The 1,621-nt window shown below is 61.0% G+C and carries 1 protein-coding gene and 2 pseudogenes; 2 read left to right on the top strand and 1 reads right to left on the bottom strand.

Translation table 11 applies throughout. From position 1 onward, the window contains the following. A pseudogene (locus JCM21793_RS22980) lies at positions 1-322 on the bottom strand (hypothetical protein); the annotation flags it as partial. A gap of 354 nt (positions 323-676) precedes the next feature. On the opposite strand from JCM21793_RS22980, the gene JCM21793_RS29035 reads away from it, so the two are divergent. Next, entirely contained in the window at positions 677-838 is a 162-nt protein-coding gene (locus JCM21793_RS29035) for a DUF1328 family protein (protein WP_007007536.1), read from the top strand. Between the two features lie 102 nt (positions 839-940). Next, positions 941-1,621, top strand: a pseudogene (gene dapF / locus JCM21793_RS27980) (diaminopimelate epimerase); the annotation flags it as partial.

Here is a 1,621-nt window from a genome sequence, read left to right as displayed (position 1 = left end):
CGACCCGGCACGACTGGCCGGCGACATTGACGCTCCAGACGCCGGCAACGGCGCCGGTTGAAACGTCGGGTGCATTGGCAGCCGCGTTCGGATCAAGGGCTGCCACCTGCGTTTCCTGCTGGGGCGCTTCAGGGAACTGCGACGGATTTGCGGTCGGGCTCGACGGAGGCGGGAGCTGGTTCGACGTCACCGTGCCGGAGGGCGCGGAGGGCAGCGGGTCAGGGGCCCGCGTGGCCATCGGTGAGAAGCGGTCGCTCTGACAGCCGGCCAGACCCGCAGCCAGAAGCGTTACAGCCAGAATTGCAAACTTGTTGTGTGGCATGCCGTCTCTCCGTTACAGCGTCCAATGCACTGAAATACAAATGAGTTCCATTTGAAGCGCCAGATCGTGGCGAACTTTTGCAATTATAACAGCCCAGCCATGGTTAAGAACCGGTTTCAGCCACATGGGTCCGTGACTGTTTCTTATTGGCAACACTCCTGAGCGGTGCTCAGCGGATGCACTGGAACCGGAGACCGCTTTCCGCGTTGAAGCTTCTCAACCGGCGCTCGAGCACCGAATCGGAACGTGGAATCCGGTTTTTGGATTATTCCGATGCTCCATCAACAGCTTCGATCATCCTTTGTGCGTCGGGGTGGGCACACGGCGATCGAGCGCCTTAACGGAGGGCAAACAATGCTGAAATGGATTCTCATTCTTTTGATCGTCGCCGCCGTCGCGGGTCTTCTCGGCATGAACAGCCTTGCAGGAGCGGCAATGACCGGCGCGAAAGTTCTGATCGCCGTGGTTCTGGTTCTCTTCCTTCTCGCGGTCCTCGGTATTGTGGCGATAGCCTGACATCGCGCCGGATCTGATGCACGATTGATGGGGCCGTTCGTCTGGTAATTTTGCCTGTCATCAGCCATATAGGCGCCTGAGACATAAGGTTTTGGAGCCGCAATGGCGCTTGAGGCAGCATTCGCGAAGATGAACGGCCTCGGCAACGCAATCATCGTTGCCGACATGCGTGGCCGTGCGGACCGGGTGACGCCCGAGGCCGCGCGCGTGCTCAACGCCGATCCCGCGACCCGGTTCGACCAGATCATGGCGATCCATGATCCGCGCGTAGCCGGCACCCACAACTATATCGAAATCATCAATTCCGATGGCAGCCAGGCCCAGCCTGCGGCAATGGTACACGCTGTGTCGTGCAGGCGCTCGCCGCCGAAACGGGGCAGAAAGTCTTCACCTTCCAGACCGTCGCCGGCATCCTCAATGCCGAGGAGCATGAAGACGGCCTGATCTCGGTCGATATGGGCAAGCCACGGTTGGGCTGGCAGGACATTCCGTTGGCCGAAGAGTTCCGCGACACGCGCATGATCGAGTTGCAGGCCGGGCCCATCGATGCGCCGGTGCTGCATTCGCCCTCGGTTGCCTCCATGGGCAATCCGCATGCGATTTTCTGGGTCGAGGGCGATGTCAACGCCTACGATCTGGAGCGCTTCGGACCGCTGCTCGAAAACCATCCGATCTTTCCCGAGCGCGCCAACATCTCCATCGCGCATGTGACGACCGACAATGCGCTGATGCTGCGCACATGGGAGCGCGGGGCGGGCCTGACGCTCGCTTGCGGCTCGGCCG

It is taken from the genome of Nitratireductor aquibiodomus NL21 = JCM 21793, from assembly GCF_000615975.1.
GTDB lineage: Bacteria > Pseudomonadota > Alphaproteobacteria > Rhizobiales > Rhizobiaceae > Nitratireductor > Nitratireductor aquibiodomus.
This window is presented reverse-complemented; position numbering and strand designations above follow the sequence as displayed.

Excerpts from the sequence above, each read along its gene's own strand:
- JCM21793_RS29035 (WP_007007536.1), top strand. The coding sequence starts at position 677 with ATGCTGAAATGGATTCTCATTCTTTTGATCGTCGCCGCCGTCGCGGGT.